This window comes from Saccharothrix lopnurensis, assembly GCF_042658445.1.
Classification (GTDB): domain Bacteria; phylum Actinomycetota; class Actinomycetes; order Mycobacteriales; family Pseudonocardiaceae; genus Actinosynnema; species Actinosynnema lopnurensis.
The window spans coordinates 60148-71807 of record NZ_JBHSQO010000020.1; the positions used below are offsets into that span (position 1 = coordinate 60148).

At 72.4% G+C, this 11660-nt stretch carries 11 protein-coding genes and 1 CRISPR repeat array; of the genes, 6 read left to right on the forward strand and 5 right to left on the reverse strand.

The window, feature by feature from the left end:
• Positions 1-70: 70 nt before the first annotated feature.
• The 4 genes from ACFP3R_RS20505 (at position 71) to ACFP3R_RS20520 (ending at position 4639) form a co-directional block, all read left to right on the forward strand.
• Positions 71-562: an FBP domain-containing protein gene (locus ACFP3R_RS20505; protein ID WP_380637948.1), complete on the forward strand. Its 492-nt coding sequence runs from the start codon at positions 71-73 to the stop codon at positions 560-562.
• 34 nt (positions 563-596) lie between these two features.
• Positions 597-1880 carry a condensation domain-containing protein gene (locus tag ACFP3R_RS20510; RefSeq protein WP_380637950.1) on the forward strand — a complete coding sequence of 428 codons (1284 nt, stop codon included), beginning with the start codon at positions 597-599 and terminating at the stop codon, positions 1878-1880.
• Complete coding sequence (locus ACFP3R_RS20515; RefSeq protein WP_380637951.1) at positions 1877-3613, forward strand: non-ribosomal peptide synthetase; 1737 nt, start codon at positions 1877-1879, stop codon at positions 3611-3613. The genes ACFP3R_RS20510 and ACFP3R_RS20515 overlap by 4 nt, the downstream gene beginning before the upstream one ends.
• 246 nt (positions 3614-3859) lie before the next feature.
• Positions 3860-4639 (forward strand): hypothetical protein, encoded by a 780-nt coding sequence (locus ACFP3R_RS20520; RefSeq protein WP_380637952.1) that lies wholly within the window; start codon positions 3860-3862, stop codon positions 4637-4639.
• A gap of 181 nt (positions 4640-4820) precedes the next feature.
• On the opposite strand, the gene ACFP3R_RS20525 is transcribed toward ACFP3R_RS20520, so the two are convergent.
• The 4 genes from ACFP3R_RS20525 to ACFP3R_RS20540 all read right to left on the reverse strand — a co-directional run bounded on the left by ACFP3R_RS20525 (position 4821) and on the right by ACFP3R_RS20540 (position 8520).
• The gene (locus ACFP3R_RS20525) at positions 4821-6152 is read right to left on the reverse strand and encodes a GAF domain-containing protein (RefSeq protein ID WP_380637953.1); all 1332 of its coding nucleotides are present in this window, start codon (positions 6150-6152) and stop codon (positions 4821-4823) included.
• A 102-nt stretch (positions 6153-6254) separates the two neighbouring features.
• A complete protein-coding gene (locus tag ACFP3R_RS20530; protein WP_380637954.1) occupies positions 6255-7232 on the reverse strand; it encodes an ABC transporter permease subunit in 978 nt (325 codons plus the stop codon).
• The gene (locus ACFP3R_RS20535) at positions 7229-8128 is read right to left on the reverse strand and encodes an ABC transporter ATP-binding protein (protein WP_380637955.1); all 900 of its coding nucleotides are present in this window, start codon (positions 8126-8128) and stop codon (positions 7229-7231) included. The genes ACFP3R_RS20530 and ACFP3R_RS20535 overlap by 4 nt, the downstream gene beginning before the upstream one ends.
• A complete protein-coding gene (locus ACFP3R_RS20540) occupies positions 8125-8520 on the reverse strand; it encodes a GntR family transcriptional regulator (RefSeq protein WP_380637956.1) in 396 nt (131 codons plus the stop codon). Before ACFP3R_RS20540 ends, ACFP3R_RS20535 begins: the two co-directional genes overlap by 4 nt.
• A gap of 285 nt (positions 8521-8805) precedes the next feature.
• Here ACFP3R_RS20540 and ACFP3R_RS20545 point away from each other — a divergent pair, with 285 nt between their 5' ends.
• Entirely contained in the window at positions 8806-9408 is a 603-nt protein-coding gene (locus ACFP3R_RS20545; RefSeq protein WP_380637957.1) for a nitroreductase family protein, read from the forward strand.
• Positions 9409-9784: 376 nt separating this feature from the next.
• Positions 9785-10239: a CRISPR direct-repeat array (repeat unit 28 nt; unit sequence GTGCTCCCCGCGCGAGCGGGGGTGGTCC).
• 321 nt (positions 10240-10560) lie between these two features.
• On the opposite strand, the gene ACFP3R_RS20550 is transcribed toward ACFP3R_RS20545, so the two are convergent.
• A complete protein-coding gene (locus ACFP3R_RS20550; RefSeq protein ID WP_380637958.1) occupies positions 10561-10752 on the reverse strand; it encodes a hypothetical protein in 192 nt (63 codons plus the stop codon).
• Between the two features lie 235 nt (positions 10753-10987).
• Between ACFP3R_RS20550 and ACFP3R_RS20555 the strand changes: the two genes are divergently transcribed.
• Positions 10988-11584 carry a TetR/AcrR family transcriptional regulator gene (locus tag ACFP3R_RS20555; RefSeq protein ID WP_380637959.1) on the forward strand — a complete coding sequence of 199 codons (597 nt, stop codon included), beginning with the start codon at positions 10988-10990 and terminating at the stop codon, positions 11582-11584.
• The last annotated feature ends 76 nt before the right edge of the window (positions 11585-11660 follow it).

The following is an 11660-nucleotide window of genomic DNA, read 5'->3' on the forward strand; positions in this document are numbered from 1 at the left end:
CATGTTGACCCGCGCCGACGGTCAGGCATACTGGCTTCGGCGTCACGTCAGCGAAATGAAGGGCGAAAGGGTGCGACCGACCCCCGCGGAGGAAATTCGAAAGTCGTTCGTCAACTGTTCGAAAGGTGAAGCGAAGAAGCTCACCCTGCCGGCCGGGCTGGATTCGCAGGACTGGGCGGCAACGGACTTCCTCGGCTGGGTCGACCCCCGCGCGGTGAACAACGCCTACCTGGTGCTGCCCCGGGGCGAGGAGGTGGTGGGTGTCGTGCTGCGCGCGAACAACCCGCCGAGCAGCGCGCTGAGGTCGTCCACGTGCGCGTTCTGCCTGACCACCCACGTGCAGTCCGACGTGGGGTTGTTCGCCGCGCCGAAGGCGGGCGCGGCCGGGCGCAGGGGCAACACCGTCGGCACCTACGTGTGCGCCGACCTGGCCTGTTCCGCCTACGTGCGGCGCAAGAAGCGGCCTTCGGCGCCGCAGCCCGCCGAGACGATCGGCGACGACGAGCGGATCGCGCGGATGCTCGTCAACATCAACCAGTTCGTCGCGAAGGTCCTCGGTTGAGGGCTGCCCGGCGCACGTCCTCGCGGGGGAGAATGTGACCCAGGAAGAAATCCGGACGGCGGGCACGAGCGCACCGCTGTCCCCCGCGCAGCACGGGATCTGGTTCACCGAACAATTCGACGGGCCCACCAGCGTCTACCACGTGTCCTTCGCCCACCGGCTGCGCGGGCCGCTCGACGCCGACCTGCTCGACGCCGCGTTGTCGGCGTTGGTCCAACGGCATGAACCATTGCGCACCCGGATCGACCTGGGCGACGGCGAACCGCGACAGGTTGTGCTGCCGGAGGTCCGCGCATCCGCCAAACGGGTCGATTTGTCCGGGCACCCGGACGGCGAGGCCGAGGCCGCCCGGGAAAACGAAGATCACGTCCTGCGGCCTTTCCGGCTGGACGCGGAGAACCCGTTCCGGGTGCTGCTGGTGCGGTTGGCGGACGACCACCACATCCTGTCGGTGGTGCTCCACCACATCTGCGCGGACGGCCTGTCGCTGCCGGTGTTCTGCGACGACCTGGCCGCGTTCTACCGCGGCGAGCCGCCACCGCCGCTGCGCGACAGCTACACCGCGCACCTGCGGCGCGCGGCCGCCGAACCGCCCGACGTCGAGGCCCTCGCCCGGTGGCGCGACCGGCTGCGCGGCGCCCCGCCGCTCGCGCTGCCCACCGACCGGCCGCGGCCCCGGATCCGGTCGCCGCACGGCGGGCACGTCCCGATCACCGTCGACCCGGAGCTCGTGCGGCGCGCCCGGGACTACGCGCGGCAGCACGGCGCCACGCTGTTCATGGTGCTGCTGGCCAACTTCTTCGCCGTGCTGGCCCGGCGGTCCGGGGCGGAGGACCTGAGCGTCGGCGTGCCGCTGTCCGGTCGCGAGGGCCCGGACGAGGAAGCCCTGATCGGCCTGTTCACCAACACCGTCGTGATGCGCGTCGACGTGTCCGGCGCGCCCCCGTTCGCCGAGCTGCTGCGCCGGGTGCGGTCGACCGCGTTCGACGCCTACGACGACGGGCACGTGCCGTTCCAGCAGGTGGTGGAGGCGGTCTCGCCACCGCGCGACCTCTCCCGGACCCCGCTGTTCCAGGCGGTGTTCACCGTCCAGGACTTCGCCGAGGACGACCTGCGGCTGCCCGGCGTGACCGCCACCCCCGTGCCGCTGCCCAGCCGCACCAGCGAGTTCGAGGTGGAGCTGGAACTCGCCTGGGACGGCGCGGGCCTGGTCGGCTTCGCCGCCTACAGCACCGACCTGTTCGACCACGCCACGGCCGCCGCGCTGGCCGACGACTACCTGACCCTGCTCCGCGAGCACCTGGAGGACCCCCGGTGAGCATCACCGCCGAGCTGGCACGGGTCGCCGCCGCCACCCCGGACGCGCCCGCCCTGCTGGACCGCGACCGCGAGCTGACGTTCCGGCAGCTGCTGGCCGAGGTGCGCCGGATCGCGGGCGTGCTGGCCGCGCACGGCGTGCCCCGCGGCGCGCGGGTGGCGGTGCCGGCCGAACGGCACTGGAGCACCGTCGCCGGGGCGCTGGGCGTGCTGCACGCGGGGGCCGCGTACCTGCCGGTGTCCCCCGGCGACCCCCCGGACCGCCTGCGGTCGACGCTGACCACGGCCGGCGCCGTCGCGGTGCTCGCCCGGGACGCCACCCTCGCCGCGCTGGCGCCCGCCCTTCGGGGCCTCGACGTGGCGCCGCTGTCGGTCGACGGGCACGCCGCCGGGTCCACCCCGGTCGTCTCGCCCGACGACCTCGCCTACCTGATGTTCACCTCGGGGTCCACCGGCGTCCCGAAGGGCGTCCTGGTGCCGCACCGGGCCGTGCTGACCGCGGGCGCGGCGCTGCGCGAGAGGTACGGGATCACGCACCGGGACCGGGTGCTCAACCTGACCCCGCTGATCTGGGACACCAGCGGCGAGGAGATCTACCCGACGCTGTTCGGCGGCGCGGCCGTGGTGTGCGACGACCGCACGGCCGACGCGTCCATGGCCACCCTGCTCGCCGTGGTCGCCGACCGCGGCGTCACCGTGGTCAACCTCGCCACCGCCCTCTGGAACGAACTGGTGGACCACCTGGTCACCACGGGCGAGCCGCTGCCGGCGAGCCTGCGCCTGGTCGTCATGGGCGGCGAGGAGGCGAGGGCCCGCACCGTGCGGCTGTGGTCCGAGCGCGTCCCGGAGCACGTGCGGCTGATCAACGCCTACGGCCAGACCGAGACGGTCATGGTCACGCACGCCGCCGACATCGGCGGCCGGGTCGGCCGGGCCCTGCGCGACACCGACGACGTGCCGATCGGCCACGCCCTGCCGCACGTCGAGGAGATCCTGGCACCGCGGGAGGGCGGCGCCGCCGAGCTGTCCGTCGCCGGACCCACCGTCGCCTGGGGCTACCACCACCGCCCGGACCTGACCGCCGAGCGGTTCGCCCCGGAGCGCGCCGGACGCGCGTACCGCACCGGCGATCTGGTGCGCACCCGCCCGGACGGCAGCCTGTCGTTCATCGGCCGCGCGGACCGGCAGCTCAAGGTGCGCGGGGTCCGGGTCGAACCGGCCGAGGTGGAACGCGCCATGACCGCGTGCCCCGGCGTGACCACCGCGACCGTGTTCGCCGTCGACGGCGAACACCCGACCCTCATCGGCGTCTACCTGCCGTCCGCGACCGACCCGGCCACACCCGCCGACGTCGTGCGCGCGCTGGAGGCGAGCCTGCCCCGCACCATGCTCCCCCACCACGTCCACGCCCGGTCGTCCCTCCCCCTGACCGCCACCGGCAAGGTCGACGTCGCCGCCCTGCGCGCGGCCTTCACCCCCCGGGCCCCCGCACCGGTCGAGGACGACGCGCACGACGTCCTGACCCACGTCGAGACCGCGTACCGGGAGGTGCTCGACGCCGAGGTCGACACCGACTCGTCGTACTTCGAACTGGGCGGCGACTCCCTGATCGCCGTCCGCCTCCTGACCCGCCTGCACCAGCGCGTCGGCGTCCGGCTGGGCGTGCGGGACGTCTTCGAGCACCCCACACCGCGCCTGCTGGCGAAACTGGTCGAGGCGCGCGTCAGCGGGTGAGCCGATCGCGTTGTGCGGCCACCTGGTAGCCGGCTTCCGGAGCAGGTGCTGGTTGAAAATCGCCAAGGATTCCGTAGCCGCATCCGCCATGCCGATGGTGCTGGACACCCTGGCCGAGCCGCGCGATCAGCGCAGCTCAGCGCCCCGCCGCGGAGTTCCGGCACCCCCCACACCGTGCCAAAACCATCTTTCACGCGTCATCGGCACCGGACTCGCTTTGCCTCACCGGTCTGCTTGGATGGGTGGATGCCGTTAGGTGAGCAATCGTTGTCGGCGGGAGAGCCCTGGTACGTCTCGGGCACGTTCTGGACCATCGCCGCGGTGGTGGTCGGCGTGGTGGCTATCGCGGTGACGACGTGGGCAGCGTTCCGCTCGGCCCGGCCGCGACGGATCTTGTACATATGGGCGGATTCGGCGGTCCCGTTGGTCAGCAACTCCCCGGGACTGCGCGGACGCAGCCTCGCGGTGTCCCTGGACGGTCGGGAGCTGGCCGAGCCGCACACCGTGACAGTGCGGGTGGCCGGCCGGAGCGCTCTGGACATCGCGGCGAGCGCCTTCGATGGTGCGCCGTTGGAGTTGGAGTTCGGCGTGCCGATCGTGGCGCTGTTGGAACAGAGGAGCGACGCCGGCCGGGCAGCGGTGCGTGAGCCGGCGGTGCAGGTGCGCGGCACGGCATTGCACGTGGGCCCGGCGCTGCTGACGCGACGGCACCGCCTGCGCTACACCGTCCTGCTCGACGGCGAACCGAGGTTCCACCCGGTGTCCGAACTGCCCGACGTGGTCGTTCGGAGGGAGCCCGCCCCCGACCTCGCGACCGGCACCCTGCCATCGGTCATCCTTCTCGGCATCCCCGTCCTCATCATCGTCGCCGGCAATGTGATCCCGGGCGAAACCCCGGGGTATTACCAGGTGTGGTCAGGGGTCTTGCTGACCCTGTTCATGGTCCTGTTCGGTATCTGGGGGGTTCGGCGCGCCGTCCGGCGGATCGACGCCGACAAGGCCGGCAGCAAAGGAACAGACCGGTAAGTCCTTCACTGCTCCGGAAGCCGTGCTGCCCTGCCCCGCGACGGTGACGTCCATGCCCGTCTCACCGGCGGGTTCGGCATCTCCCGGAGCAGGTCGGCCAGTCCAGCCGCCGCTGCCGGCCGAGACCACCCGCACCGCCGCCTCATCCCGGTCGGCCGACCACCGGGTTGTGTGACGTCCCTCAGGCGTCGGGCGCCGGGGTCGTTCGCCTGGCCGAGGGGCTGCGGTTGATGTAGGCGGCCAGACCGCCGAGCTCCTCGTTGGCGATGAACGCCGACCGCACGTTGAGCAGGGCTTCCTCGGCGTGGTCGTGGCAGCCCCAGGCCGCGTCGCCCCAGGCGTCGGCCACCTTGAGTTCGGCCGGCGCGGCACACCCCTCGGTGCCGCCGAGCTGGCAGTGCTCGGGGTGGGGCACGGTGGCCGTCGCCGCGGCGGCGGCGCGCATCCGGGCGGCCAGTTCCGCGGCGGCGGTGGCGCGCAGCTCGGCCTCGGCGCGCAGTTCCCGTTCCGCGTCCATCGCCTTGGCCAGCTCGGCGTGGGCTTTCGCGGCGCGGGTCTCGGCGTCACGTCGCGCCTGCTCGTTGTGGTGGCGCTCGATGGCCAGGGCGGCGGTGCCCGCGAAGACCCGGGCCAGGGCCAGGTCGGAGTCCTCCGGGGCGCGCGGGACCCGGTGGTACATGGCGAAGGTGCCCAGCAGGCTCCCGTCGCGGGCCAGGATCGGCGTGGACCAGCAGGCGGCCAGACCGGCTCGGCCGGCCAGGTCGCGGAAGTCGTCCCAGAACGGGTCGGTGGCGATGTCGGAGACGACGACCGGTTCGCGCCGGTGGGCGGCCGTGCCGCACGAGCCGACGCCCTCACCGGTGGCGATCCCGTCGATGGCCTGGTTGTAGAAGTCGGGCAGGCCGGGCCCCGCCCCGTGGCGCAGGTGCGCCCCGTCCGGGTCGGCGAGCAGGACCGAGACGAGCACCTCCTGCGGCGCGAGGTTCTCGATGCACCGGGCCATCCCGTCGAGGACCTCGGTCAGCGGCGCCTGCCGGGCGATCTGTTCCAGCAGGGCGCGGTGCTCGGCCGTCAACCGCTGGGCGTGCTTGACCTGGGTGGTCTCCACCCCGATCACCCGGATGCCGACGACGCCGCCCCCCGTGTCGCGGCGCGGCTCGTAGGTGAAGTCGAAGAACGCCTCCCGCGTGTGCGTGCCGGCATCGAGCAGGACGCGCACGTCGCGGCCGGTGTGGGACCTACCGGTGCGGTAGACCTCGTCGAGCAGGACGAGGAAGCCCTGGCCCTCCAGTTCGGGCACCAGCTCCACCAGCGGGACACCGGTGCGCGCCCGGTGCGCGCCGATCGTGGCGAAGAACGCCGGGTTCGCCGTCTCCACCAGGTGCGACGGCCCCACCAGGGAGGCGAACACGGCGATCGACTGCCCGAACAGCGCCCGCACGTCCTCCTCGTCCGGCTGCTCGGTGACCGGGGAACCGGTGGGCAGGGGGCGCTGGCCTGATGCCGCCGTCATGGTGTGATCCGTTCATCGTCTGGGGGTATCACCCTAGTACCGGTGGCACCTCCGGTTCGGGCTGTCCGGCCGCCGGGTGCGTCGCCGACGCGGGTCGGGGCGCTAGACGATACGGCGCCGCACCCGCCACACCACCACACCGACCAGGACCGCCGCGACGGTGACGAACAGGGTCGCCTCGACGAGCTGGAACGGCCAGAACCGGTCGGCCGGGTGGTAGACGCTGAACCGCTGGGTGCCCCGCGCGTGCAGGAACTGGTTGAGGTTGGTGCCGGCCCGGTTGGCGGTGGCCTCCAGCTCGGAGAACTCGGTCCAGCTCAGCCTGCGCCCGGTGGCGTCCGCGTAGCCGCGTTCGATCGTCCAGTCGGCGAAGTCGGGCACGGACCGGCGCCCCGCCCGGTCCTCCGAGCCGCCGACGGGGACCGGCTCCACGGTGGTGAGCGGCGTGGCGTACGCGGGACGGGCCACCAGCGCCACCGCCATCCTCGCGGCGAGGAACGCCCCGAACGCGACGCCGAACGCGGGCAGGCTGCGCCGCAGGATCGCCCCGGCGGCGGTGGCAACGCCGAACGCGAACAGCGCGTACGCCACCGGCACGAGTCCCTCCAGGTCGAAGGCGTCGTACTGGAACCGCCCTTCCCACGCGTCGAACGGCCGGCGGAACCAGGTGAGCACCGCGGTGAACATCCCGGTGAGCGCGACGGTGACGCCGGCCAGGGCCGCGAGCTTGGCCGCCAGCCAGCGCGTCCGCGGCACGGCCTGCGTCCAGGCGAGCTGCCAGGTGCCGTCCTCCAGTTCGCGCGCGAGCAGCGGCGCGCCGAGGAACGCGCCGATGACGACGGGGACCAGGTAGAAGGCCGCCAGGAGGTTCTCGACGTACCCGAACTCCTCGTCGAGCCGGCGGAAGGAGGCCGTGCAGGCGTCGTCGGCACCGGCCTCTCCCGCACACCGGGCGAGACCGTCGGGGAACAGGTCGTGGGCCTGCGACCCGAGCACGAGCAGGGCGATGCCGAACACGCCGACGAACAGCCCCAGGACGCAGACCTCGGTCCGGTGCTGGCGCCAGATCAACCACGTCATGCCGCCCCTCCCGACGTGACCGCGGCGCCCGTCTCGGACGGCCGGCGCAGGTACGCCAGCACCAGGTCCTCCAGCGCGACCGGCCGGGCCTGCCACCCAGGCGCGGCCGGGATCGCGCCGTCGCGCACCAGCAAGGTCGTGTGCCGGTCGCTGTGGACGGCCTCCACGACGGCGCCGGCCCGGTCGACGTCGGTGGCCGTGCGCGGGCCGACGAGCAGCCGGTGCTCGGCCAGGAGGGTGTCGATGTCACCGGTGAGCGTGACCCGGCCGCGGTTGAGCACGACCAGGTGATCGCAGACGCGCTCCAGCTCGTGCACGACGTGGGAGGAGAACAGGACGGTCACCCCGTCCTCGGCCACCGCGCCCATGAGGACCTGGAGGAACTCGTGCCGGGCCAGCGGGTCGAGGCTGGCCACCGGCTCGTCGAGGACGAGCAGGTCCGGCCGCTTCGCCAGGGCCAGGGCCAGCGCGACCTGGGCCTGCTGCCCGCCGGAGAGCGTGCCGGCCCTGCGGTCGAGCGGGATGCCCAGCTTCGCCAGCCGGCGCTCGGCCAGCCCCTGGTCGAACCGCAGGTTGCAGGCCCGGCCGAAGCGGAGCACCTCGGCGACGGTGAAGCGCTTGTACAGCGGGTGGTCCTGGGCCAGGAACCCGATCCGGGACAGGGTGTGCGGGGTGCTGGCGGTGACGTCGTGGCCGAGGACCTCCACCGTGCCGGTGCTCGGTGCCAGCAACCCGACGACCAGCCGCAGCAGCGTGGTCTTGCCCGCGCCGTTCGGCCCGACCAGGGCGATCACGCCGCCCGCCGGCAGGGCCAGGGTGCAGTCGCGCAGCGCCCAGCCCTTCCGGTACCGCTTGCCCACACCGTCGGTGCGCAGCGCGAACCCGGTCGCCGTCACGCCACGTCCTCGTTCCTCAGCTGCTGGTGGACGGACGTGAGGAGCGCGTCCACCGCCTGCTCGTCGAGGCCGGCCGCGTAGGCGCGGCGCAACCAGGTCGCCAGACCGCGGCGCAGCGACGTGTACGTCGATGCCGACATCACGGCCGACTGCTGTTCGTCGACGAACGTGCCCTGGCCGGGACGGCCGGTGACCAGGTTCTCCTGCTCCATCTGCCGGTACGCCTTGGCGACGGTGTTCGGGTTGATCGCCAGGTCCTCGACCACCTCGCGGATGAGCGGGAGGCGGTCACCGGGTTGGAGGAAGCCCAGCAGCACCGCCTGGCGGACCTGCTGGACGAGTTGCAGGTACGGCGGCACGCCGGAGTGGGTGTCGAGCCGGAAGACGAACACGGTAGCTCCTCACTGCTTTCCTAGTACCATAGTAAAGCAGTAAATCGACGGTCAAGAGAGCCCTGGTCGGCGCGGTGGTGCGGTGGTGCGGTGGTGCGGTGGTGCGGTGCGGTTCGGCCATCAGCGCACAAGTCATCCGGTACCGGCGACCAGTTCCCGGGAACACGGGGCAATGCGCGGCACCGCCGGTGGTCCGGCGTGGTGCGGTCGCCCGGTTCCCCGGCTCACGTAGAGTCGACCGTGCTTTACCCACGTCTCCTCGAACGAGAATGCGAGACCCCGCCCGTGGAATACTCCGAGGTGCTCCGCCGGCGCCGGATGGTCCGCCACTTCTCCGACCGGCCGGTTGCCGCCGACGCCGTGGAGCGGGTCCTCGCCAGTGCGCTGCGGGCCCCGTCGGGCGGGTTCAGCCAGGGGTGGGCCTTCCTGGCGCTGAGCGAACCGGAGGACCGGCGGGCGTTCTGGGAGACGGTCCCGAACGCGGTCGCGCAAGCGCCCGAGCTGACCCCCGCGCCGATCGTGATCGTCCCGCTCTCGCACGAGAAGTCCTACACGGACCGGTACTCCCAGCCGGACAAGACCGGGGACTTCACGGGTTTCTCCGTGCCGTACTGGCACATCGACGCGGGCATGGCCTCACTGCTGATGCTGCTCACCGCGGTCGACGAAGGACTCGACGCCCTGTTCTTCACCATCGGAGTTTTTGAAATCCCCGGTTTCCTCGACCGGTTCGGGATTCCCGTGGACTACACGCCCATCGGCGCCATCGCCGTCGGCTACCGGGCGACGGACCTGCCGCCGCAGGTCGGCCGCATCGCGGAACGCCGCCTCGGTACCGACAAGGTCGTCCACCGGGGCCGCTGGGGAACGCACTGGCCGGCGCGGTGATACACCGCCGGGGCACACCGGTGGTGTGTCGGGGATGCGGCTGGTGATGCCCGTGTAGCCGAGGGTGGGGCCGTGGTGTGGCTCGAACGTGAGCGCAAGGTGCAGGTAGATCGGTGCTGGTGGCCGGGTACGGGGGTGCGGTCGAAAGACCGTCCGGTCAGCCTGTGCCGGATTTGCGGCCCGACACCGGCCCGCCGGTGGACAGCGCGGCCGGCGGTGTCCCCGCGCGACGTCCCGGTCCCACCAATGTGGTCTGGCGCGCCGTACGTCGTCGGTGTCTCGTCTCTGGGAGAATCAGATGATCACCGATATACGAGACTGCAACAAACCGAATGAAAACGCGCGCCTTGGCCTGTAAAGTCCCTGGTCAAGAAGTGTGCTCCCCGCGCGAGCGGGGGTGGTCCCGGGGTTCCGGGGTCCGCGAGCATCGGCACGGCGTGCTCCCCGCGCGAGCGGGGGTGGTCCCACCGCGGCGGCGAGCATGGCGAGCACGACCCGGTGCTCCCCGCGCGAGCGGGGGTGGTCCGGCCGCGCAGCACGCCTCTGCGGTGGACGGTCTGTGCTCCCCGCGCGAGCGGGGGTGGTCCCGCGAACACCTACCTCTGGGACTCCGACCACAGGTGCTCCCCGCGCGAGCGGGGGTGGTCCTGGTCTGCGCCCACTCCAGCGTGTACGGCCGCTGTGCTCCCCGCGCGAGCGGGGGTGGTCCGCGAGCGATCGCCTCGGCGGGGGTGGCCTCGCCGTGCTCCCCGCGCGAGCGGGGGTGGTCCCGGGCCGCCCGCACCACCCCGGATGCAGCCGGGGTGCTCCCCTCGCGAGCGGGGGTGGTCCCGCTCCTCGACGAGGACACGAGCAGAGTTCCGCACTCGGGGTGTCCTCCTCGCAGAAAACGACCTGGTGGGGAACGCGCACGTAGTCGGCGAGTGCGACCCGCACGGCACCGGTCGCGACGTCCCAGATCCGGACGGTGTCGTCGGAGTGCGCCGAGACGAGCAGCGACGGGCCATCGTCGAACCCGACCACTGTCGAACCAGGTCTCGGTCCGACTCGACCAGGCAGGACCCGACCGATCGTCAACTCCCGGGGATCTCGCCGGTGAGGCTGTTGTACGGGTGGGTGGTGCCGTCGCACGCTGGAGTTCTCGAGCAGTGATCAGTCCGCGCTGACGTCGACGACGGTGGCCGGTGGGAGTCCGGTGCCGAGCACGGCGACCGGCCCGCGCCGCGCGCCGATGTCCCAGACCAGGACGGCGGGGTGCTCCGGCAGGACCGCCGCGAGGGTGTCGTGGGCCTGCGCCGCGTGCCCGGCGAGTACCAACTCCGGGCGCTCTCCTCCGGTGAACACGTCCGGTGGTGCGCGGTCGCGGCTCGTTCGGCGAGGCAGGTGGCGCGGAGGACGTGGGTCGCGCCGAGGATGGGCGCCGCGAGCAACTCGTCAGCGGCCTCGCGATCTCGAACGGCGCGTTGCCGGATCTCGCGATCCCCATTCACCCGCAGTAACAGCGCTGGACGGTCGCGGGACGCCGAGTTCTACCTATCCGGTTAGTCGATTGGAGCGGGCGCACGGCTACACTGGACGCATGACGCGAGATGCCCAGGCGACCCGACGGCGGCTGCTCGACGCCGCCGCGGACGAGTTCTCGGAGTACGGGATCGCGGGTGCGCGGGTGGAGCGGATCGCGTTGGCGTCCAAGAGCAACAAGGCGCAGATCTACCACTACTTCGGCAGCAAGGAGCGGCTGTTCGACGCGGTGATGAACGACATCGTCGGCCGCACCGCGAACAGCGTCCCGATCACGGTGGACGACCTGCCGGGGTACGCCGGCCGCTTGTTCGACGTCTACGAGGACGACCCTCGGATCGCCCGGTTGGCCACCTGGTACCGGCTCGAACGCACCGGTGAACCAACACAGCTCGACGTGCTCTCCGAAACGCTCAAGGACGAACTCACCCAGATCCGCGCCGCGCAGAGAGCCGGTGCCCTCTCCCGGCGGTACCGACCGGCCGACCTGCTGAACCTGGTGCTGCACATGAGCTTCCTGTGGACCTTCGTGTTCCCGGAACTCCAGGGGCAGTTCGTCAAGACGTCACGGGTTCACCGGCGACGCGTGCTGGTCGACTCGGTCGCGGCGCTGCTGCGACCGGAACCGGCGCCGGCCGGGGTGCACGGTCCGTAGGAGGTCCTGCGGCTGTGCGGTGCTCCCGTCCGGCGCCCGTCCGCGCCGCTCCGCGGCGGTTCCCGTGCGACGGGGT

Bases quoted from the DNA above. Each gene is read 5' to 3' on its own strand.
- ACFP3R_RS20530 (WP_380637954.1), bottom strand. From the start codon at position 7,232: ATGACGTGGTTGATCTGGCGCCAGCACCGGACCGAGGTCTGCGTCCTG.
- ACFP3R_RS20525 (WP_380637953.1), bottom strand. From the start codon at position 6,152: ATGACGGCGGCATCAGGCCAGCGCCCCCTGCCCACCGGTTCCCCGGTC.
- ACFP3R_RS20555 (WP_380637959.1), top strand. From the start codon at position 10,988: ATGACGCGAGATGCCCAGGCGACCCGACGGCGGCTGCTCGACGCCGCC.
- ACFP3R_RS20520 (WP_380637952.1), top strand. From the start codon at position 3,860: ATGCCGTTAGGTGAGCAATCGTTGTCGGCGGGAGAGCCCTGGTACGTC.